The 1,113-nt window shown below is 63.9% G+C and carries 1 rRNA gene; it reads left to right on the top strand.

The features are described 5' to 3' along the window. Positions 1 to 1,113 (top strand): 23S ribosomal RNA (locus tag ACTQXM_RS08985); the annotation flags it as partial.

The raw sequence follows: 1,113 nt of genomic DNA on the forward strand, positions 1-1,113 counted from the left end.
ATATCCCCGGCCTGAACGCATAGGGCCGGGGAGGACAACCCGGGGAACTGAAACATCTAAGTACCCGGAGGAGAGGAAATCAATCTCGAGACTCCCCGAGTAGCGGCGAGCGAAAGGGGACCGATGGCCAAACCGTCGAGCGGGCGTACCCGGCAGGGGTTCCGCCGGCGGGGTTGCAGGGCCGCGCATCCGGGGGCTGCCGCCCCCGGGCGCAGGTCCGGCTGGGGAGCGGAACGGCATGGGAGGGCCGGCCGCAGCGGGTGACAGCCCCGTACGCGAACCCAGACCGGACGGCGCGACGCGGTCCCTGAGTAGGGCCGGGCACGTGAAACCCGGTCCGAACCTGGGTGGACCACCATCCAAGCCTGAGTACTACCCTGTGACCGATAGCGCACCAGTACCGTGAGGGAAAGGTGAAAAGCACCCCGGGAGGGGAGTGAAACAGTACCTGAAACCGTGCGCCCACGAGCAGTCGGAGCAACTTTATGTTGTGACGGCGTGCCTTTTGTAGAATGAGCCAGCGAGTCGCTGGCGCGGGGCGAGGTTAACCGAAAGGGAGCCGGAGCGAAAGCGAGCCTTAACAGGGCGACTTGAGTCCCGCGCCGCGGACGCGAAGCCGGGTGAGCTATCCGTGGGCAGGCTGAAGCGGGGGTAAGACCCCGTGGAGGGCCGAACGCACGTCGGTTGAAAACGGCGGCGATGACCTGCGGATAGGGGTGAAAGGCCAATCAAACCCGGAGATATCTCGTTCTCCCCGAAATAGCTTTAGGGCTAGCGTCGCGCGTTCACCGCCGGAGGTAGAGCACCGGATGGACGAGGGGGCTTCGCCGCCTACCGAATCCAACCGAACTCCGAATGCCGGCGGCCCAGAGCGCGGCAGTCAGAGCATGTGGGCTAAGCTGTGTGCTCGAGAGGGAAACAGCCCGGACCGCCCGCTAAGGTCCCCAAGTTCCAGCCGAGTGGCAAAGGATGTGCGTCCGCCCAGACAACCAGGATGTTGGCTTAGAAGCAGCCATGCATTCAAAGAGTGCGTAACAGCTCACTGGTCGAGTGGACATGCGCCGACAATACACGGGGCTAAGCTGGACACCGAAGCGGCGGGATTTTATCTAT

This window comes from Collinsella sp. LCP19S3_D3, assembly GCF_052121455.1.
Classification (GTDB): Bacteria; Actinomycetota; Coriobacteriia; order Coriobacteriales; family Coriobacteriaceae; genus Collinsella.